Source organism: Tenacibaculum sp. SZ-18 (genome assembly GCF_002813915.1).
Classification (GTDB): Bacteria; Bacteroidota; Bacteroidia; order Flavobacteriales; family Flavobacteriaceae; genus Polaribacter.
In genome coordinates this window covers 3,057,617-3,076,387 of sequence record NZ_CP019335.1, presented here as the reverse complement: position 1 = coordinate 3,076,387, position 18,771 = coordinate 3,057,617, and the positions used below count along the sequence as shown (strand labels likewise).

Here is an 18,771-nt window from a genome sequence, read left to right as displayed (position 1 = left end):
TTAGTTGTTAAATAACTTAAGAGAATATTAGTTAGGTTAATAACTGAAAAAGTTAGGAGAGGTATTTATGGGAAGTGAATGCTTCTACTTTTATTTCGCTATGATAACAAAAAGGTATTTAAGTTATATTTTCACTGTAATTGCAGTAAAACATTCCATAGTAATTATTAATCCATAGATTTTCCTAATTCATTAAAGTCCTGTTTTACTAAAGCTTTACTTACATAAAATTGGCGCGAATTAATTCAATTGCTAAATAGCAGTTGAGGTTTTTGTAGAGTGGTAATTGCTTTCCCTATCTTATTTTTTCTTCAACGATTTGATGTATTCTTTTTCTGTAAACAAATCAAAAGAACAAGCAAACGTACCTCCGTGTTTTATTACAACTTCGGTTAGTTCGTCGATTATCTGATGAAGTTCTTTTTCGCTAATTTCGGTTAATCCATTTCTTTGGATAATTCCGTCGATGTAAATTGTGTTTTTCATTGATAGAAATTTTTGATTTGTCCTGTTGTTATGGTTATACAGGATTATAAAGTTCTAATTAGCTTTTAAGAGGGAAATAATGAAGGCTTATTTGAGAATCTTAATGTTTATGCAAAAAAAAGCTCTCAAAAATTTTGAGAGCTTTTGGCGGTCTGGACGGGACTCGAACCCGCGACCCCATGCGTGACAGGCATGTATTCTAACCAGCTGAACTACCAGACCGTTGCGTGTTTGCGGGTGCAAATATAGCATCCTTTTTTGTTTCTACAAACTTTTTTTAAAAAAAATTAAAATTTATTTCTGCTCACCAAATAGGTAGTAAGAATTTTATTGTAGTTATCTCTTACATTTACAGGGACATAATTAATCTTATATTGTAAACATTTATTTTTTAAATTTTCGAAAAAATTACCAATTTCTTTTTGATAAGACTCTTTAATACTATTGGCATATAGGTTTATTTGTTCTCCAGTTTCAACATCTACAAATTTTTTAGGGGTATTTTCAAAATCAAAATTGTATTCTAACTCCCTATCGAAGGTGTGAAATAATATTACTTCATGTTTATTATATTTCAAATGTCTTAAAGCATCAAATAATTCTTCATTATCTCTTGAAGGTTGGAACATATCGGTAAATAAAAAAATCATCGATCTCCTATGGATCTTTTGAGCTATTTCATGTAAATATTGGTAAGTATCTGTAGTTTTGGTTTCTTTTGGTTTTTTTAAAAGTATTTCTAATTGATTTGTTAACATTTTTCTATGACGATCACTTCCTTTTTCTGGAGCGTAATATTCATAGGAGTTAGAATAAATACTTAATCCCACTGCATCTCGCTGTTTCTTTAATAATTCTATCAAACATGCAGCAGCAACCACAGAAAATCCTATTTTGTTTAAATCATTTAGATTTTGTTCTTTCTTAAGAGGATAATGCATCGAAGAAGAGTTGTCAATTATAATATGACATCTAAGATTTGTTTCTTCCTCATATTTCTTAGTGTATAGTTTTTCTGTTTTAGCGAATAACTTCCAATCAATATGTTTTGTATCTTCTCCTTTATTATACAGTTTGTGTTCAGAGAATTCAACTGAAAACCCGTGATAAGGACTTTTATGCATTCCTGTGATAAAACCTTCAACAACTTGTTTTGCTAGAAGGTCTAAATTTTTAATTTCAGAAGATTTTAATTCAGATAGATTTAACGCCATTTACCGAAAATAAAAAAGGTTTGACACTTGTCAAACCTTTTTTATGAAATAATTTTTTATACTAAATTACAAAGCGGCCTCAATTTTATCAGTGTACGCTTTCTTAGGAGCAGCTCCAACTTGCTTAGCAATAACTTCTCCATTTTTGAAAACTAAAACTGTAGGAATGTTTCTCACTCCATATTTAGCTGCGAATTCTTGGTTCGCATCCACATCTACTTTTCCTACTACTGCTTTACCTTCGTATTCTTTGCTAATTTCGTCAATGATTGGACCAACCATTCTACAAGGTCCGCACCATGTTGCCCAGAAATCTACTAAAACAGGCTTATCAGATTTCAATACTGTTTCTTCGAATGTTGTATCTGTAATTTCTAATGCCATTCTTTTGTCTTTAATCGTTAATGCTCACAAATGTACTAATTTATTTTACTTTTCTCAATTCTTAAAAGATTGGTTTTTCTTATCTGTAAATCAATTTTACAAATATGTTGGCTCTGATATTTTTATAGTTAGATAATAATAGTAAATTTGCGGGCAACTTAATGAGGAAAGATTTGGATGATTGCAACCTCGTAAAAAAATGCTAAAGCAGTAATGTTTGGCTTCTTTTGCGACCAACTTTCCACTTACTAATTTTAATATACAAAAGAATATGTCATACTTTTTTACATCAGAGAGTGTATCTGAAGGACATCCAGATAAAGTAGCCGATCAAATTAGTGACGCTCTAATAGATAATTTTTTAGCCTTTGATCCAAATTCAAAAGTAGCGTGCGAAACATTAGTTACAACTGGTCAAGTAGTTTTAGCGGGAGAGGTAAAATCTAACATTTATTTAGATGTTCAAAAAATCGCAAGAAACGTAATTAACAAAATTGGATATACGAAAAGTGAGTATATGTTCGATGGAAATTCTTGTGGTGTATTTTCAGCAATTCACGAACAATCTGATGATATCAATAGAGGAGTTGATAGAGCTAAGAAAGAAGAACAAGGTGCAGGAGATCAAGGAATGATGTTTGGTTATGCAACAAATGAAACAGAAAACTTTATGCCTCTTGCATTAGATTTGTCTCATTTAATTCTAAAAGAATTAGCCGCTATAAGAAGAGAAGGGAAAGATATTAATTATTTACGTCCAGATGCAAAAAGTCAGGTTACTATTGAGTATTCTGATGATAATGTACCGAAAAGGGTAGAGGCAATTGTTGTTTCGACTCAGCATGACGATTTTGCTGATGATGATGAAATGTTGGTTAAAATCAGACAAGACATTAAAGAAATTTTAATGCCTCGTGTTATCGCTAAATTACCTGCTCAAATCCAAACATTGTTTAATGATGATATAAAATATCATATCAATCCAACAGGAAAATTTGTAATTGGTGGACCTCACGGAGATACAGGATTAACTGGTCGTAAAATTATTGTGGACACTTATGGTGGAAAAGGAGCACATGGTGGTGGAGCATTCTCAGGAAAAGATCCAAGTAAAGTAGATAGAAGTGCTGCTTATGCAACACGTCATATAGCGAAAAACTTAGTTGCTGCTGGAGTTGCAGATGAGGTTTTAGTTCAGGTGTCTTATGCTATTGGAGTAGTGGAGCCGATGGGAATTTTTGTGGATACTTATGGAACTGCAAAAGTTGATTTGACTGATGGAGAAATTGCACAAAAGGTGTCTGAAATTTTTGATATGAGACCTCATGCAATTGAGGGTAGATTAAAGTTAAGAACCCCAATGTATAGTGAAACTGCTGCATATGGACATATGGGACGTAAAAATGAAGTGATTTCTAAAACTTTTGAGCAACCAAACGGGGCGTCAAAACAATTAGAAGTTGAATTGTTTACATGGGAGAAATTAGATTACGTCGATAGAGTAAAAAAAGAATTTAGCTTGTAATTTACAGTCAGTTTTAAAGATAAACAAAAAGCGTTTTGTAGAAATACAAGACGCTTTTTTTATTATGTAATATATATGAACTTCAATAAATGTTACATTTTTATAACTTTAAATGTGTAATATTCTCATAATTAGTCTAAGATTCTAAAAATGTTACATGAAACAATTTTGAAGGTTTATTAGAATCGTTATGTTTAATTTTGCATCAGGGATATTCAAATTTAAAGATTAGTAATTATGGGGAAATTATTACTTAACAAAATACTATTAATAGTAAGAAGAGTTTTGGTTGTTTTAGCAGAATCTGGTAAGGGTGCTAGCTATGCTTTAAAACACTAAAAAAAGGAAATAGAAAGTTTAAAAACGCACTACCCTTGGGTAGTGCGTTTTTGCTTTCGAATTTATTTATTTTTCGAATTTATTTATTTTTCGAATTTATTTATTTTTCGAATTTATTTATTTTTCGAATTTATTTATTTTTCGAATTTATTTATTTTTCGAATTTATTTATTTTTCGAATTTATTTATTTTTCGAATTTATTTATTTTTCGAATTTATTTATTTTTCGAATTTATTTATTTTTCGAATTTATTTATTTTTCGAATTTATTTAATCTGAAGAATATATGGCATTCTTGCCTGAATTCCTTCCATATTTTTAAATTGATTAATCTGATTAAATAACTCATAATTCTCAGAACCAATCGTTTCTTTAATGATTTCCTCTTTGTTTACTTTCCCAAAAGGAGAAACGTTCAACATATCCTTAATATCTTTTTTGTAGTTAGGAAAGTTTCTTATTCTATAATCTTTAATTTCTGCATATTGTACAGCTATATCTATAGCATCTTGTAGTCCACCTAATTTATCAACCAAGCCATTTTCTAATGCTTCTTTACCTGACCAAACTCTACCTTGTGCAATAGCATCAACTTTTTCAAAAGTCATTTTTCTTCCTGCGGCAACATGATTTACAAACGTAGTATATATTTGCTCTACGCCTTCTTTAGTTACGTCATAAAATTTCTTATCCATTGGCTCAAATAAACTATAGGCAGCACTTTTGTTGGTTGAAACTTGTTCTGCATTAATTCCCATCTTTTTAGAAAGCTCATAAGCATTAGGTAAAGCACCAAAAACTCCGATTGAACCTGTTATTGTTGTTGGTTCAGCAACAATTAAATCAGCATTACAAGCAATGTAATATCCTCCAGAAGCAGCTAAATTACCCATTGATACAATTAATGGTTTTTTATTTTTAGCAAGTTCTAACTCTCTCCAAATTAATTCTGAAGCTAATGCACTTCCTCCAGGAGAATTTACGCGGAGCACAATTGCTTTGACTTTTTTGTCTTTTACCGCTTTTTTAATTGCTCTATTAATCATTCCTTGTCCAATAACATCTTCGTTACCTTCTCCATATGCTATTTCTCCTTGCGCATAAATAACTGCAATTTTATCTTTCGAAGTTGAAGCAATTCTTCCTTTTCCTGACTTAATGTAATCTTCTAAACTAATCGTATTTGGTTTTGAATCAACTACATTTTTCAATTTTTCATCATACTGATCGCTATAAATAATTCCATCAATTAGATTGTTTTTTAAAGCTAAATCAGCATTTCGTCCTTCTGAATTATCAGCAATTGTATTGAGCTGTTCTACTGAAATATTTCTGCTTTTACTTATATTGTTTGTGAATTCAGACCAAATAGAACTTAGGAAAGAAGTAATTTGTTCTCTATTGGCATCGCTCATTTTGTTCTCTAAAAAAGGTTCTACTGCACTCTTGTATTTCCCATGACGAACAACTTCCATTTTTACACCATATTTATCCTCAAAGTCTTTATAGTATAAAATTTCAGAGGAAAGTCCTGAGAATTCGATTTGTCCTACTGGATTTAAGAAAATACTATCCGCAACAGAACTTAAGTAGTAGTTTTTCTGAGAGTAAACATCATTGTAAGCGTAAATGAATTTACCAGATTCTTTAAATTCTTCTAATTTTTTTCTTATCGCTTGTGTTTGTGCCATTCCAGCTCCAACTGCATTTGTTTTAATGCTAATTCCTTTGATGTTATCATCGAGTTGTGCATTGTCAATTGCATTTAAAATTTCATTCAGGGATAATTTTTCACCAACTAAATTTAAAGCCTGTGCAATCGGACTTGTATCTTTTGGCGCATAATCTTTAATTTGTTTAACTACATTCAATTCCAAAATTGAATTTTGTTTTACAATGACTTCTTCTTCGCCACCAGCAACGACAGCAACCAATAAAAAGAAACAAACTAATATAAATAGACTAATAAAAAAACCTAAGATTGAGGCTAATAGATTACGTAAAAACTTCATTTTTTCTGATTAAAATTCTAGGTCAAATATACGTTTTTAACACGAGTTTACCATTGCAGTCGCATTCTATACTTTTGTTGGGCAAATTCAAAATAATTGAACAACTTATAGTTAACGTCATAACCATAATCAACATTAGGATCATAGAGAATAATATTTTCGTAGATGTTTGGATTAAATCGAGCAGGATTGTTCACTCTTGAGTTCCAAATAGAAACATAAAACCGATTCTTATTTTCGAGAAAAATTTGAGAATGGTAGCCTGGTGGTCGTGCAACGGTAACTAGAAAGTTGTTAAACCCTGGATCAATTATGGTTATTTCATACTCGACACTATCATTTTTAATAACTACCGGCTCTTCTTTCAAGCCGTCTTGTTTGTTTTTTGAAATGGAACTACAAGAGACTAAAAGAATGATAAAAATATTAATCATTAAGTAGTTGATTAAACGAGTCATCTTTATTTTAATTCATACTATAAATATAAAAAAAGATACATCATCAAAATGTATCTTTCTGTTTTAAAACCTGTTAATGTTTTGTTATTTTAATAGATTCGATTGATTGAATAAATTATTTAAAGTGTTTTTAGATCTTTCTTTTCCATCTAACAGCCATTGTAAATATTCATTTTCATTTGGTGTATAACCAACAGGATTGTTTAATACTTGTTTTCCATCTGAACTTAGAAGTACATAGTATGGTTGCGTATTAGTTTTAAAAAAAACTGTTTGAAAATGCGACCATTTATGTCCGTAGTTTTTAAGTGTTCTGGTTCCTCCATTAATACGATTTACCTCAATTTGCTGTTCTTTTGGGAGTTCTTTTTTATCGTCAACATATAAAGAGATTAAAACGTAATCGTTGCGGAGTACGTTATCAATTTTATCGTCAATCCAAACATGCTCTTCCATTTTACGACAGTTTACGCATGCATAACCCGTAAAGTCAAGCATAATTGGTTTATTTACTTGTTTTGCATACGCTAAACCTTGTTTTAAATCCTTAAAACATTGTAAATTATTCGGACAGTCTGCTTTATTGAAAATACTATATCCTGCTGGTGGAGCTAAACCACTTAATAAAGATAGAGAATGATATGTGTTAGTTTCTTTGTTAACTCTGAAACCTGTTGCTAAATAGATAGCAAAAGCCAATGAAACAACCCCTATTAATATTCTTGGTATTCCGATTTTTTGCATTGGAGAGTCATGTGGAAATTTTATCTTTCCGAAAAGGTATAATGCTAAACCAGCGAAAATGATAATCCAAATAATTAGGAACGGTTCAATTTTTAACAAGTTCCAGTGTGCAACTAAATCTGCATTAGATAAGAATTTAAATGCTAGCGCTAGTTCTAAGAAACCTAAAACAACTTTTACGGTTGTCATCCATCCTCCAGATTTTGGTAAAGATTTTAGCATGTTAGGAAACATGGCAAATAAAGTGAAAGGTAAGCCTAAAGCGACACCGAATCCAGCCATTCCTGAAGTTAATTGCCAAGCGCCACCATCAGAAGATAAAGATCCTGCTAATAATGATCCTAATATTGGTCCTGTACATGAAAATGAAACAATTGCTAATGTTAAAGCCATGAAAAAAACTCCAATAATTCCTCCTGAGCTTTCACCTTCAGTTGTTTTGTTTGTCCAGCTGCTAGGTAATGTTAATTCATAGAAACCAAAAAAAGAACCTGCAAAAAACACAAATACAACAAAAAAGATTACATTCAGCCATACGTTGGTTGAGATTTCATTTAAAATATCAGGATTGATTGAATCCAATAAGTGAAAGGGAATACTTAAAATTAAATATACGGCAAGAATAAAGAAACCGTATAGTACAGCTTTCGAAACTCCTGCTCCTTTAGAACTATCTTTTTTGGTAAAGAAACTTACAGTTAAAGGAATCATAGGGAACACACACGGAGTAAGTAATGCTAACAATCCACCTAAAAAACCAAGTCCAAAAATACTAAGTAAAGAAGAAGATTCATTTTTCTTTTTTACGTCAGATGAATTTTCAGTTCCATTTGAATTTTCTTCACTTTCAGGTTCTTGGATTTCATCATTAGAAATCCCGTACAATAAATTATTTGCTTCATTATTACTAAGCTCTGCCTTATCTTTATTCTGTTTTGCAACGTTTGTTGTTCCTGGTGTAAAAATTAGTTCTTCAGTTTTTGGAGGTAAACACTTTGTGTCATCACAAACCATAAACTGAACTTCTGCTTCAACTTTTATGTCACTTTTAAGTAGTTTTATTTTTTGTTTAAAAGTTGCTTTGTAGGCGAAGTATTTAATCTTCATTTTGAAGATTTTATCATCTTCGGTAATTCCTGAGTCCTCTAATGTATTTCCAATTAATTCATAACTTTCGTTCGCTTTAAATGTAAAAATCGTAGGTCTTGGTCCACCCGCAGGTATTTCCTGTCCATAAAGATGCCATCCATTATCAATGGTAGCAGTGGCTACTAAAAAAGCTTCTTCCTGGTTAACTTTTTCAATACTAGTTTTCCAAGAAACAGGATCAAATACTTGAGAATAACCAAGAAAAGTAGATGTTAGTGCTATATACAGAAAGAAAATTTTCTTCATAATAGAATAAGTTTTGTACTATAGTCCGTAAATGTAGTCTTTTTAATACAAATAAGTTTGGGCTCTTTTTATTAAATTCAATTCAAAATTTTATTAATGAAAAAACGCTGTAGTTGGGTAACTGATGATCCTTTATATGTAGCTTATCATGACGAGGAGTGGGGAGTTCCTGTTTATGATGATAAAACGTTGTTTGAGTTTTTAGTATTAGAAACTTTTCAGGCGGGATTAAGTTGGATTACTATTTTGAAGAAGAGAGAGAATTTTAGAAAGGCTTTTGACCAGTTTGATTACAAAGTGATATCAAAATATGATGATGATAAATTTCTAGAATTAATTGAAAATGCTGGGATAATCAGAAATAAATTAAAGATAAAAGCGACAATTTCAAATGCACAAGCTTTTATAAAAATTCAAGAAGAATTCGGGTCATTTTCAAAATATATTTGGAATTATGTAGATGGAAAACCGATAAAAAATTCAATTGTGAATAGTGAGGATGTACCAGCAAAAACTATACTTTCAGATAAAATTTCTAAAGATTTAAAGAAAAAAGGATTCAAGTTTGTTGGTTCAACTGTAATTTACGCGTTCATGCAAGCAACGGGAATGGTTAATGATCACTCTGTTGATTGCTTTCTGCACAGTTGTAATACTAGTTAAAAAAAACCGGAAATCTTCCGGTTTTAATTATTAGTTTTTATTGTAGGTCCATTTTGTAGATTCTTGACCTGCGCCAACGCTTCCAGAAAAATTGGTAACATTATTACCATTGTCTCTTACAACAATATTAAAAGAGGTAGTTCCTCCTGAAAAATTATCTACCCATACTCTGTAGGTTCCTGAAGGTCCTCCATTTGGCCAAGTAATATTCTCTGAGTTACCTCCGCTACAATTTCCTGTACAATCAACATCTAAACTACCACCACTAGAAGAAGCAACATTTGAGTAGCTTATAGTCGTTCCATTTGGATCAGTAACATATAAATCAAGATCCGAACCTCCACTCCAAGTTAAATTGAATCTTGGACTTCCATCTTGTCCAGAAAGACCACAATCAGAAGGGTCAACTAAACCTTGACAAGAAGGCTCATCACAATTCCCGCACATCATAGCTACATCCCTAATATTTGCCCTTGAGATCTGACCGCCTGATGTACTGGCGAATTCATAACATTTTATATCATGACAAATTTTGGATAGGTCATTACAAATTGAGGCAAGCATACCAAAATCAAAACTTCCCGTTCCATTTGTACTTCCTTGAGTGTTAATAGGTACAAAATAAATTGGTCCAGAAGTTCCAAATCTCATTCCAACAGCATTTACGTTTCCATTCGGAGCATTAAATGAAATATTATTTGTCATTGATTGTCCGCCGCTTATTGGAATAGTTGCATTATTATTACTTGTAATAGTAATTGAATCGTCAATTTCCACTTGGCTTGGATCTACAGTAAAAGTACCAGGGGGTAATTGCAAAGCATTATTCATTAAATTTGCTACTTCATCAGGATCAGAAATTCCGTCTCCTACTGGGTCACCATCACTTCCACCGCAATTTAAAATGGAAAGTGAAACTAGCGTTGCTAGACTTAGGCTAATTACTTTTTTCATAATTATAGTATTTGATTATTTAAATTTGAAATCTAATTGAAACTCCTGTGGTAATATCAGAACCTTCTAAAAATTGTTTCGTAACATCAAAACCTATGACAATACTATCAGAAATGAAATAAGATAGAGTTCCTCCTGCTGAAAAGTAAAATTCAGCGTTTTCACTTGCTTCAGATTGAACAGTCAAATATCCCACTCCTGCTGTAGGTGCAATATCCAAACCATCAGCTACTGCAATATCGTATTTAATTAAAGCGTCAAAGGTTAAAGCATAATCAATAACATCTTCAATGGCTTCTACAGGAGCCAAATAAGTTAATTGTGCTATATAACCAAATCCATCAGAACTACCCCCAAGGTCATTATTAACAATAAGTCCTATACCGTAATCATATCCTTCACTGATTGTTGAAAATTGATAAGATAAACCTAAGCTACTTTCAACAGGTGTTGAATTTTGTCCGATTAAATCATTTGTAAACCAAAATGAGATTAAAATAGCGAGTAAAAATTTATTTTTCATTTGTTTGGTGTTTTAATTCAACTTCAAAATTAGAATAAGACATGTTTTTGGTTTTCCCTACAAATAAGTAATTTAGTACCTAATCTTGTTGTTAAGTAAGAATTGAAAAACTTGAGAAGTATGGCAAAAAAGACAAAGGATATAGGTTTTGGATATAAATCTGCCGAAAATGTTAGAGGAATTATTAATAAAAACGGGACAACAAATATTTTGCATTTAAATAGACCATTAAGTATAGATGATTTATATACTTATTTCATTGGTTTAAGCTGGTGGAAGTTTTTCATTATGGTAGTTTTCGGTTATACTTTGATGAATGTTTTTTTCGGAATTATATATGTGATAATTGGAATTGAACAAATCACACCTTCTAAAGGAAATTTAATTCAAGATTTTTTAAATGGTTTCTTTTTTAGTGCACAAACGCTAACAACTGTTGGTTATGGTGGAATCGCCCCTAAAGGAATTACAGCAAATATTATAGCGGCATTCCAAGCGTTAATTGGTTTGATGAGCTTTTCTTTTATAACAGGATTGTTATATGGACGATTTTCAAAACCAAAAGCAGCCATCCGCTTTAGTCATAATTTAATTTTAAGAGATTTCAACGGAGGAAGAGCATTGATGTTAAGATTAATGAATAGTAGAAAAACGTTAATGATTGAGCCAGAAGTTTCGGTAACACTTTCGATGAATCAAGAAGACGAAACAGGACAGTATAAGAGAAGTTTCTATGTGCTAGAATTAGAAAGAAAGAAGATTACATATTTACCTACTATGTGGACAATAGTTCATCGAATTGATGAAAAAAGCCCTTTGTTTAAGCTTTCAAATGAAGAAATAAAAAAATTAAATGCTGGTTTGTATATTTTAGTTCAGTACCACGAGGAGTCATTTGGTCAAAAGGTATATCAAACTTCTTCGTATAAGTTTACTCAAGTGGTTACTGATGTAAAATATACACCGTCTTCAACAATCGATGAAGATGGCTACACTGTTTTAGATCACGAGAAATTAAGTGAGGTTGAACCTCTTTAATCACTTTACTAATAATTTCGATAAAAACAGTAGTGCTATGGTAACAGCAATTCCAATAGCAACATATAAAGCTGAGTTTTGATAATGCTTTTTATTGTTCTTTGCATCCTTCTTATAACTGATTACCATTAGAATAACAAAGGCAACAATAAAAAAACAGGCGAAGATAATTCTTCCAGTAGTAAACATTTTTAGGGCTATAAGTCCGAACATAAATAACATCGTTTTATATTATTGTTTTGATAAACTTCGTATTTTTAACAAAAGTACTAATTTAATGAAAAAAGCAATCGTTTTTGGAGCAACTTCTGGAATTGGAAAGCAACTTACAGAGGTTTTAGTTCAGAATAATTACAAAGTAGCTATAACAGGAAGACGAGCAGAGAAACTAGAAGATTTATCAGTAAAGTTTCCAGAACAAATTATCATAAAACAAAATGATATTCAACAAGTTGACGAAGTAGAAAGAGTTTTTAGGGAAATTGTAGATGAGTTTGAAGAAATAGATTTAGTAGTGCAATCTTCTGGTGTTGGTCATGTAAATTTAGAGTTAGATTGGGATAAAGAGAATGAAACTATTTTAACGAATGTGTTAGGTGTAACTAAGTTGTACGATTTAGCCTTTAGTGTATTCAGGAAACAAGGATTTGGACATTTAGTTGGTATTTCTTCTATTGCTTCCATCCGCGGTAATAGTGGGGCACCTGCATATTTCGCATCCAAAGCTTATCAAAAAGCCTATTTAGAAAGTCTTTATATAAAAACTAAAACTATTACAAATAATAGAGTTTTTATTACAGATATTCGTCCGGGTTTTGTTGATACGGCAATGGCTTTAGGAGATGGGATTTTCTGGATGGTTTCTCTTGAAAAAGCAACAAAGCAAATTTTTAAAGCAATTAAAAAAAAGAAAAGAGTAGCGTATATTTCAAAACGTTGGGCCATTATCGCTTTTATTCTAAAGATTGTTCCAGCTTGGTTGTTGAGAAAAGCAATTTAAATTAAAATAGAATTAAATATTTTTAAATGAAAGAAAAAATAAAAGCAGTTAGAGAGTTTCATGAAGCTTTCGGATTAGGATTAAATGAAAAACCAGTTGTGAATATTGGAGATGATAGAAAGTTACTTCGGTTTAATTTAATGAAAGAAGAGAATGAAGAATATTTTGAAGCTGTGAAGAATAATGATTTAATAGAAACTGCTGATGCTTTAGGAGATATGTTGTATATCTTATGCGGAACCATTATAGAGCATGGAATGCAATATAAAATCGATGAAGTTTTTAATGAAATTCAACGAAGTAATATGAGTAAACTTGGCGAAGATGGAAAGCCGATTTATAGAGAAGACGGTAAAGTGATGAAAGGACCAAGTTATTTCAAACCCAATATTGAAGAAATTTTAGACAGGGAATAGTAAGAGATTACATTCCCTCTTCTTCCTCTAAATCCGTTAAATCTGGTTCAGCAATTTTCTCTAAAGCTGCTTCTAGTTGACTTACACTACTAACCATTTTTTCAATATTACCGTCTTCATCAATGATTAAATGTGTAGGGTATTGACGAACTTCAATTTGGTCTTTCATGTAAGATTCCTGGTCGGCAACAACAGGATACCTAAACTCCTTTTTAGTCAAAAATTGAAGTAGTTTAGAAGATTTGTCTGAAGAAATGCTCAGGAAAATAACATCTTCGTAAGCTTCATATTTATCGTAGAGTTTGTTTAATCTTGAAAACTCACTGATACTTTTCTTAGAGTCAATTTTCCAGCAAGTTAGAATTATAATTTTTTCACTTGTGGAAGAGTTAGAAAAGTTGCTTCCATTGATGTCAGAAAAATTAAATTCAGGTAATTTTGTTCCTTCTTTTACAAAATAAGCATAAGCTAAATCAGCTGCTTCAATAACAGATGCGGAAATCTTTTGATTTTGAATATTTTCGATGTCATAAAGTTGGTACATTTCTGTTCCAGAAAGTAATTTAATCGGGGCAAAACTTCCAGAGGTTAAATCACTTAAAAAATCTCCTTTGTCTATTTCTTCTCCTTGATTATTTAGAGGAACAAAATTTGAAGAAAGATTGACGTTTCTGTTAAAGTATGTCTTCCACTGCGTTAGATCTGCAAAAATAGCCTCAGTATCAGGAAACATATCGGTGTTAACAGAATTTGTATCTGTGACCAAGTCGGACTCATTATAACTGGTTTCTGTATCATTATCTGTAAAGTCAGCATCGGTATCTAAAGTGGTATCGTCTGTAGAAGAATTAACATATAGATTCGAAGTTCCTTCAATTTCTAAATCTAATTCATTGTCATGTTTGTAAAAATTAGTCAATACATAGAAGGAGATGCCAAAGGCAACAGCCATAGTAACAATAGTAATTAGAATGTTTTTCATAATATTTTATCCCGAACCTTTCACAAATATATAAAAAAACATTACAGATGTTAATTTTTAGTTATCAATTACTTAACTGAAACTAAATTTTAACTCTCCATGCGTATGGGTCTTCCGAAACATTGTATTGGATATTCATTAGTTTTTCTTTGAAAAGCCTAGCATAGGTATTCTCCACTTTTGGTAGTTCAAAATCTTCTCCGCCATGACTAAAACCAATAATTGGGTTTACTACTGTTGCAGTACCTGAACCGAAAATTTCTTTTAATTCACCTGTTCTAGCAGCTTCTTTTATTTCTGATACCGAAATTCTTCTGATCTCAACCTCAATTCCATTATCTCTTGCGATTTGAATTAACGATTTTCTTGTAATACCGTCTAAGATTCTGTCGTTATTTGGAGCTGTAAGTAATTTATCACCAACACGGAAGAAAATGTTCATGGTTCCTGCTTCCTCCAAATATTCGTGCGTACTGGCGTCGGTCCAGATAATTTGTTGATATCCTTGTTCGTGTGCTAATTTTGTTGGGTAAAATTGTGCAGCATAATTTCCTGCAGCCTTCGCAAATCCAACTCCACCATCGGCAGCTCTACTGTATTTTTCTGCAAATAAAACTTTGACTTCTCCTGCGTAGTATGCTTGTGCTGGAGATAAAATTATCATGAATTTATATTCTTCGGCAGGTGAAGCGGAAATAGCTGGTTGAGTTGCTACTACAAATGGACGAATGTACATTGAATTTCCTACACCTTTTTTAATCCAATCTTTGTCAATAGTTAAAAGTTCCTTTAATCCAGCAAAAAAATAGTCTTCAGGAAATGCTGGAATGGCCAAACGTTCAGACGATTTGTTGATTCTTTTAAAGTTTTCATCAGGTCTAAATAAGAAAACATCATCATTTTCATCTTTGTACGCTTTCATTCCTTCAAAAACAGCTTGTCCATAATGAAAAACCCTCGCCGAAGGAGATACAGAAATATCACCATAAGGTTTTATGACTGGTGTTTGCCATTTTCCATCTTTATACTCGCATTCAAACATATGATCTGTAAAAACAGTTCCAAAGACTAAATTGTTAAAATCTACAGTATCGATTTTTGTTTGTTCAATTGGAATAATTTGAATGTTAGAAGTGCTCATAGATAAAGATTTGGTTATAATTGCAAAAGTACGAAATAGCAATGAGTTAAACCGTTAAAATTGAAGTTTCAAAGTAGCATAAAGTTGTATCTTTGCAGGGTAAAAATAATTAATCGTCTTAAAATGAAAAACTTAATAATCTTATTTTGTGGTTTGTTCCTAACGTTTTCTTGTAAAACTGAAAAAAAAGAGACTACTGAAACACCTGAAAAGGAAGAAGTTGTTAAACTAGCGTATGCTTCATTTGGAGATAAAATCTCTAAAGAAGGAGCATTAACTAAAGAGGAAGCTTTGGCAAAGTATTCTTCTATGAAACCTGGAGATACTATCGCAGTAAAGTTTGCTTCAGAAATTAATGAAGTATGTTCTAAAAAAGGATGTTGGATGAAAGTTCCTGTATCTGACTCAGAAGAGGTAATGGTTAGATTCAAAGATTACGGATTCTTTATGCCTTTAGATAGCAAAGGAAAAGAAGTAGTTATAGAAGGTAAAGCATTTATCAAAGAAACCTCAGTTGAAGAATTACAACACTACGCAGAGGATGCTGGAAAGTCTAAAGATGAAATCGCTAAAATTACTGAATCAAAGAAAGAATTAGCTTTTGTTGCAAACGGAGTTTTATTAAAGTAAATTGAAAAGAGAAATTATCATAACTTCGGATGGCTCAACAACCATTCATATCCCTGCTTGGAATGAACAATATCATTCCAAGCATGGTGCTATTCAGGAGGCATATCATGTGTTTATAAAACATGGATTAGAACATATAAAGCATGAGAAAATTTCAATTTTAGAAATCGGTTTTGGAACAGGTTTGAATTGTTTTATTACCTACTTAGAATCTAAGAAAGATATTGAATATGTTGGAGTAGAGGCTTATCCAGTTGCTGATGAAGAAATAGAAAAATTAAATTATGTCTCAGAACTAAAGGCAGAGGAGAACGCTGGCGTTTTTACAAAAATACATAACGTTTCTTGGGGAAACACCCATCAAATAGATGGTAAGTTTACTTTAGAAAAGAGAGAGCAGTTTTTCAAAGATATTACTGATTCTGATACTTTTAATCTTATTTATTTCGATGCTTTCGGAGCAAGAGTTCAACCTGAATTATGGACGGAAACTATCTTTAAGAAAATGTTTACCGCGTTAAAGAAAGATGGGGTTTTAGTGACTTATGCTGCAAAAGGAAGCGTGAGAAGAGCTATGGAATCGGTTGGTTTTACTGTTGAAAGATTACCAGGACCACCAGGAAAAAGAGAAATGCTTCGAGCAACCAAAAATTAATCAATAAATATTTTCGTTACATGAAACGATTTGGAAATAGGAAGAAATCAAACCCTAAAAAGGGTTTGTTTTTAGTGATACTTTTAGCAATAGTGCTGTTTCTATTTTTTAATGCAGAAAAACTTATTAGTCGTTTATTTTAAATGGAGCCTTTTAGATTTAAAGAGTTTACTGTTCATCAAGATAAAACAGCAATGAAAATTGGGACTGATGCCGTGTTGTTAGGAGCGTGGTGTTCCGTAGATGAGTATTTGGATAGTGTTTTGGATGTAGGAGCAGGAACAGGAGTCATTGCTTTAATGCTTGCTCAAAGATCGGATGCTATGACTATCGATGCTGTTGAAATTAATGGAGATGCTTACGAACAAACAGTTGAAAATTTTGAGAAGTCAGATTGGGGCGATCGTTTGTTTTGTTACAATGCAACGTTTCAGGAATTTGCTCTAGAATTGAGTGAGGAAGAAGAAACGTATGAGCTAATTATTTCGAACCCTCCTTTTTACACAGACGAATATGAAACAAAAGATACTGCTCGAAATGAAGCTCGATTTACATCTTCCCTAAGTTTTGAAGATTTATTGAAAGGTGTTTCAGCGTTACTTAATGAGAAAGGAACTTTTGCGACAATCATTCCTTATAAAGAAGAAGAAAAGTTTGTGGAATTAGCATTGTCATTAGACTTGTTTTTAAATAGAATTTGTAGGGTTCGTGGAAACGAGAATTCTGAATTAAAGAGAAGTTTATTGGAGTTTTCTTTTGAGAAGAAAGGGTTTATATCTGAAGAATTAATTATAGAAAAAGAAAGACACCAGTATACTGATGCCTATATTGAATTAACAAAAGATTTTTATTTGAAGATGTAATTTTTTAAAGCAACCTTTCAAGTTTAATGGTCGATGTTTTTGGTTGTCCTTTGATACTACTGTAAATTAAGTCTACGGTTCCATTTTTTTGTTTAAGGTAAGCTCTGTAATTTTGAATGTTTCCAGAGGAATCATTATTTACAGATAGCAATTCATCTCCTTTTCTGATCCCTTTTTTATAAGCGTCACTTGTTTTTTCTACTCGATCAATTATTGTTTTATCATCTTCAGTTTTGATTAAGCTAATTCCGCTCATTGGAAAGTCGAATGGTTTCGTGTAATTTTTGTTTGGTTTTAAATAAAGAGTAGAAGTATTATAATCTAGAATAACATTGAATTTGCTGATTACAGCTCCTCCTAAAATCCCCAAATAATTTTCATAACTACTTACTCCATTTTTATCGTGCGCAATATTAATTGGCATTTCAGATAATTGATATCCACCTATGTTCATACTTTTAATTGCAATTTTTTCTGAAGTAGATTCGCCGTGTAAATTTTCTGATTTTGAAATAAGTCTTTTTTTAACTTTATTACCAATTTCATTAGATGCAGCGAAAGGACTATTCATTAACATTGTTAAACCAGCTCCACTATCAAAGAATACTTTACCGGTAAAAGATTCTGAATTTCTTAAGGTAATGTCAATATCAAATTGAGGAATTGGAATACCATTTCCGAATTTAAAAGAAATTGGTTTATAACCATCAGTGCTTAAATCATCAATTTTATTGTAAACTAAAATTTCATGGTTATCATAGTCTATTTGAGTTACATGGTTTTTTAGTAAACTATAACCAATAATTCCATCAAAATTCTTACCTGATCTTCTGATAATTCTTGATAAATCGCTTAATACTAAATGGGTGTTATCTACAGTAATACTGTTGTTTAAACTAAGCTTTTGAGATAAAATAACGTCGTATGATTTGGTTCCACCTGCTCCAGTTGTTTTCTGTTTATAATTTGGTTTTAATCCAAGTTTTTTCGCAATCGAAGAATCAAGTAAATCGGCAGTTGCTCCAGTATCAAAAACAAACACATTTTCTTTAGAATTGTCATTGATTTTTACCTTAACATACATAAGATCATCAACTAATTCAAAAGGAATTTTCGCAATTTGTGCACTAAGATGATAAAATGAGATACATAAAATTAACACCTTTAAAATGTTTTTCATTTTTTGTTATTGTTTGAGTTAACATAAAACAAAACTGGGAAAACGATCAGTAATATTGTTATTTTTCGTTATTCAGTGTTAACGAACGTTAATCTTAATTGGTTGCTCTTGTGTTGAAGTTCAATAGAATCAGTTGTCAGCCACTAATTAAAGTTTGGTAATATGTGTT

At 31.6% G+C, this 18,771-nt stretch carries 20 protein-coding genes and 1 tRNA gene; 8 read left to right on the top strand and 13 right to left on the bottom strand.

Annotated elements, in window-relative coordinates:
- Nucleotides 1-300: 300 nt before the first annotated feature.
- The 4 genes from BTO06_RS13855 to trxA all read right to left on the bottom strand — a co-directional run bounded on the left by BTO06_RS13855 (nt 301) and on the right by trxA (nt 2,084).
- Complete coding sequence (locus tag BTO06_RS13855) at nt 301-486, bottom strand: hypothetical protein (RefSeq protein WP_100925880.1); 186 nt, start codon at nt 484-486, stop codon at nt 301-303.
- A 145-nt stretch (nt 487-631) separates the two neighbouring features.
- Nucleotides 632-708, bottom strand: a tRNA-Asp gene (locus tag BTO06_RS13850).
- Between the two features lie 65 nt (nt 709-773).
- Nucleotides 774-1,700 (bottom strand): DUF58 domain-containing protein, encoded by a 927-nt coding sequence (locus tag BTO06_RS13845; RefSeq protein WP_100925879.1) that lies wholly within the window; start codon nt 1,698-1,700, stop codon nt 774-776.
- 66 nt (nt 1,701-1,766) lie between these two features.
- Nucleotides 1,767-2,084 carry a thioredoxin gene (gene trxA, locus BTO06_RS13840; RefSeq protein ID WP_100925878.1) on the bottom strand — a complete coding sequence of 106 codons (318 nt, stop codon included), beginning with the start codon at nt 2,082-2,084 and terminating at the stop codon, nt 1,767-1,769.
- A gap of 271 nt (nt 2,085-2,355) precedes the next feature.
- Here trxA and metK point away from each other — a divergent pair, with 271 nt between their 5' ends.
- Nucleotides 2,356-3,609 (top strand): methionine adenosyltransferase, encoded by a 1,254-nt coding sequence (gene metK, locus BTO06_RS13835; RefSeq protein WP_100925877.1) that lies wholly within the window; start codon nt 2,356-2,358, stop codon nt 3,607-3,609.
- A gap of 605 nt (nt 3,610-4,214) precedes the next feature.
- On the opposite strand, the gene sppA is transcribed toward metK, so the two are convergent.
- The 3 genes from sppA to BTO06_RS13820 form a co-directional block, all read right to left on the bottom strand.
- Nucleotides 4,215-5,960 carry a signal peptide peptidase SppA gene (sppA, locus tag BTO06_RS13830; protein ID WP_100925876.1) on the bottom strand — a complete coding sequence of 582 codons (1,746 nt, stop codon included), beginning with the start codon at nt 5,958-5,960 and terminating at the stop codon, nt 4,215-4,217.
- A gap of 47 nt (nt 5,961-6,007) precedes the next feature.
- On the bottom strand, nt 6,008-6,394 hold the full coding sequence (locus tag BTO06_RS13825) for a DUF6146 family protein (RefSeq protein ID WP_232731466.1): 387 nt from the start codon (nt 6,392-6,394) through the stop codon (nt 6,008-6,010).
- A 108-nt stretch (nt 6,395-6,502) separates the two neighbouring features.
- Complete coding sequence (locus tag BTO06_RS13820) at nt 6,503-8,557, bottom strand: protein-disulfide reductase DsbD family protein (RefSeq protein ID WP_100925874.1); 2,055 nt, start codon at nt 8,555-8,557, stop codon at nt 6,503-6,505.
- Nucleotides 8,558-8,653: 96 nt separating this feature from the next.
- Here BTO06_RS13820 and BTO06_RS13815 point away from each other — a divergent pair, with 96 nt between their 5' ends.
- On the top strand, nt 8,654-9,220 hold the full coding sequence (locus BTO06_RS13815) for a DNA-3-methyladenine glycosylase I (RefSeq protein WP_100925873.1): 567 nt from the start codon (nt 8,654-8,656) through the stop codon (nt 9,218-9,220).
- 30 nt (nt 9,221-9,250) lie between these two features.
- Here the strand turns inward: BTO06_RS13815 and BTO06_RS13810 are convergent, their stop codons facing one another.
- Both BTO06_RS13810 and BTO06_RS13805 read right to left on the bottom strand, forming a co-directional pair.
- Nucleotides 9,251-10,174 (bottom strand): YfaP family protein, encoded by a 924-nt coding sequence (locus tag BTO06_RS13810; protein WP_100925872.1) that lies wholly within the window; start codon nt 10,172-10,174, stop codon nt 9,251-9,253.
- 19 nt (nt 10,175-10,193) lie between these two features.
- The gene (locus BTO06_RS13805) at nt 10,194-10,697 is read right to left on the bottom strand and encodes a hypothetical protein (RefSeq protein WP_100925871.1); all 504 of its coding nucleotides are present in this window, start codon (nt 10,695-10,697) and stop codon (nt 10,194-10,196) included.
- A gap of 120 nt (nt 10,698-10,817) precedes the next feature.
- Between BTO06_RS13805 and BTO06_RS13800 the strand changes: the two genes are divergently transcribed.
- Nucleotides 10,818-11,735 carry an ion channel gene (locus tag BTO06_RS13800; protein ID WP_100925870.1) on the top strand — a complete coding sequence of 306 codons (918 nt, stop codon included), beginning with the start codon at nt 10,818-10,820 and terminating at the stop codon, nt 11,733-11,735.
- Here BTO06_RS13800 and BTO06_RS13795 read toward each other — a convergent pair whose 3' ends face one another.
- Entirely contained in the window at nt 11,736-11,948 is a 213-nt protein-coding gene (locus tag BTO06_RS13795) for a hypothetical protein (RefSeq protein ID WP_232731465.1), read from the bottom strand.
- 64 nt (nt 11,949-12,012) lie between these two features.
- Here BTO06_RS13795 and BTO06_RS13790 point away from each other — a divergent pair, with 64 nt between their 5' ends.
- Together BTO06_RS13790 and BTO06_RS13785 are read left to right on the top strand one after the other, a co-directional pair.
- Nucleotides 12,013-12,735: an SDR family NAD(P)-dependent oxidoreductase gene (locus BTO06_RS13790; protein WP_100925868.1), complete on the top strand. Its 723-nt coding sequence runs from the start codon at nt 12,013-12,015 to the stop codon at nt 12,733-12,735.
- 26 nt (nt 12,736-12,761) lie between these two features.
- On the top strand, nt 12,762-13,151 hold the full coding sequence (locus BTO06_RS13785; RefSeq protein WP_100925867.1) for a nucleoside triphosphate pyrophosphohydrolase family protein: 390 nt from the start codon (nt 12,762-12,764) through the stop codon (nt 13,149-13,151).
- Nucleotides 13,152-13,158: 7 nt separating this feature from the next.
- On the opposite strand, the gene BTO06_RS13780 is transcribed toward BTO06_RS13785, so the two are convergent.
- Nucleotides 13,159-14,133, bottom strand: coding sequence for a TlpA family protein disulfide reductase (locus BTO06_RS13780; protein WP_100925866.1), 975 nt, complete (start codon nt 14,131-14,133; stop codon nt 13,159-13,161).
- A gap of 82 nt (nt 14,134-14,215) precedes the next feature.
- Entirely contained in the window at nt 14,216-15,274 is a 1,059-nt protein-coding gene (locus BTO06_RS13775; RefSeq protein ID WP_100925865.1) for a branched-chain amino acid aminotransferase, read from the bottom strand.
- Between the two features lie 123 nt (nt 15,275-15,397).
- Between BTO06_RS13775 and BTO06_RS13770 the strand changes: the two genes are divergently transcribed.
- The 3 genes from BTO06_RS13770 to BTO06_RS13760 all read left to right on the top strand — a co-directional run bounded on the left by BTO06_RS13770 (nt 15,398) and on the right by BTO06_RS13760 (nt 17,422).
- A complete protein-coding gene (locus BTO06_RS13770) occupies nt 15,398-15,904 on the top strand; it encodes a DUF4920 domain-containing protein (protein ID WP_100925864.1) in 507 nt (168 codons plus the stop codon).
- Nucleotide 15,905: 1 nt separating this feature from the next.
- A complete protein-coding gene (gene mnmD, locus BTO06_RS13765) occupies nt 15,906-16,559 on the top strand; it encodes a tRNA (5-methylaminomethyl-2-thiouridine)(34)-methyltransferase MnmD (protein ID WP_100925863.1) in 654 nt (217 codons plus the stop codon).
- Between the two features lie 143 nt (nt 16,560-16,702).
- Nucleotides 16,703-17,422, top strand: coding sequence for a tRNA1(Val) (adenine(37)-N6)-methyltransferase (locus BTO06_RS13760; protein WP_100925862.1), 720 nt, complete (start codon nt 16,703-16,705; stop codon nt 17,420-17,422).
- A 4-nt stretch (nt 17,423-17,426) separates the two neighbouring features.
- On the opposite strand, the gene BTO06_RS13755 is transcribed toward BTO06_RS13760, so the two are convergent.
- Complete coding sequence (locus tag BTO06_RS13755; RefSeq protein ID WP_100925861.1) at nt 17,427-18,602, bottom strand: aspartyl protease family protein; 1,176 nt, start codon at nt 18,600-18,602, stop codon at nt 17,427-17,429.
- Between the last annotated feature and the right edge of the window lie 169 nt (nt 18,603-18,771).

Excerpts from the sequence above, each read along its gene's own strand:
- BTO06_RS13780 (WP_100925866.1), bottom strand. The coding sequence starts at position 14,133 with ATGAAAAACATTCTAATTACTATTGTTACTATGGCTGTTGCCTTTGGC.
- BTO06_RS13825 (WP_232731466.1), bottom strand. The coding sequence starts at position 6,394 with ATGATTAATATTTTTATCATTCTTTTAGTCTCTTGTAGTTCCATTTCA.
- BTO06_RS13805 (WP_100925871.1), bottom strand. The coding sequence starts at position 10,697 with ATGAAAAATAAATTTTTACTCGCTATTTTAATCTCATTTTGGTTTACA.
- BTO06_RS13785 (WP_100925867.1), top strand. The coding sequence starts at position 12,762 with ATGAAAGAAAAAATAAAAGCAGTTAGAGAGTTTCATGAAGCTTTCGGA.
- trxA (WP_100925878.1), bottom strand. The coding sequence starts at position 2,084 with ATGGCATTAGAAATTACAGATACAACATTCGAAGAAACAGTATTGAAA.
- metK (WP_100925877.1), top strand. The coding sequence starts at position 2,356 with ATGTCATACTTTTTTACATCAGAGAGTGTATCTGAAGGACATCCAGAT.
- BTO06_RS13800 (WP_100925870.1), top strand. The coding sequence starts at position 10,818 with ATGGCAAAAAAGACAAAGGATATAGGTTTTGGATATAAATCTGCCGAA.
- BTO06_RS13790 (WP_100925868.1), top strand. The coding sequence starts at position 12,013 with ATGAAAAAAGCAATCGTTTTTGGAGCAACTTCTGGAATTGGAAAGCAA.
- BTO06_RS13775 (WP_100925865.1), bottom strand. The coding sequence starts at position 15,274 with ATGAGCACTTCTAACATTCAAATTATTCCAATTGAACAAACAAAAATC.
- BTO06_RS13755 (WP_100925861.1), bottom strand. The coding sequence starts at position 18,602 with ATGAAAAACATTTTAAAGGTGTTAATTTTATGTATCTCATTTTATCAT.
- sppA (WP_100925876.1), bottom strand. The coding sequence starts at position 5,960 with ATGAAGTTTTTACGTAATCTATTAGCCTCAATCTTAGGTTTTTTTATT.
- BTO06_RS13820 (WP_100925874.1), bottom strand. The coding sequence starts at position 8,557 with ATGAAGAAAATTTTCTTTCTGTATATAGCACTAACATCTACTTTTCTT.
- BTO06_RS13770 (WP_100925864.1), top strand. The coding sequence starts at position 15,398 with ATGAAAAACTTAATAATCTTATTTTGTGGTTTGTTCCTAACGTTTTCT.
- BTO06_RS13795 (WP_232731465.1), bottom strand. The coding sequence starts at position 11,948 with ATGTTCGGACTTATAGCCCTAAAAATGTTTACTACTGGAAGAATTATC.
- BTO06_RS13810 (WP_100925872.1), bottom strand. The coding sequence starts at position 10,174 with ATGAAAAAAGTAATTAGCCTAAGTCTAGCAACGCTAGTTTCACTTTCC.
- BTO06_RS13760 (WP_100925862.1), top strand. The coding sequence starts at position 16,703 with ATGGAGCCTTTTAGATTTAAAGAGTTTACTGTTCATCAAGATAAAACA.
- BTO06_RS13845 (WP_100925879.1), bottom strand. The coding sequence starts at position 1,700 with ATGGCGTTAAATCTATCTGAATTAAAATCTTCTGAAATTAAAAATTTA.
- BTO06_RS13815 (WP_100925873.1), top strand. The coding sequence starts at position 8,654 with ATGAAAAAACGCTGTAGTTGGGTAACTGATGATCCTTTATATGTAGCT.
- BTO06_RS13855 (WP_100925880.1), bottom strand. The coding sequence starts at position 486 with ATGAAAAACACAATTTACATCGACGGAATTATCCAAAGAAATGGATTA.